The organism is Mesorhizobium sp. M2E.F.Ca.ET.209.01.1.1, assembly GCF_004010375.2.
GTDB lineage: Bacteria > Pseudomonadota > Alphaproteobacteria > Rhizobiales > Rhizobiaceae > Mesorhizobium.
On record NZ_SADP02001187.1, the window covers coordinates 1 to 290 of the forward strand.

Consider the following 290-nt stretch of genomic DNA (forward strand, 5'->3'; position numbering starts at 1 on the left):
GTCAGCGCCATTTCCTCGGCGGAGAGACCGGCGAATTTCTTGCCGAGATAGAGCAGTTCGCCGAGGTCACGCGGTCGCAAACTGGTCGGGTCCGGCGCGGTGCGCATCAGCAACGGCTGGATGAAGCGGCACTGGCGCGTCACGTCGCGAGAGTAGCGGTCATAGGCCTCGGCATCCCTTTTGGAGAAGCGGGCGAATTCGCGCCGGTGCGCGTCGTGGTCGCGGTAATTGGCGAGGTAGTCGCCGTTGCGCGTGAACACCGCACCGCCCTCATAGGAAATGACCTGCAG

General features: G+C 64.1%; 1 pseudogene. It reads right to left on the reverse strand.

Annotation, left to right across the window (positions count from 1 at the left end):
- Positions 1-290, reverse strand: a pseudogene (locus EN852_RS39670) (amine oxidase); the annotation flags it as partial.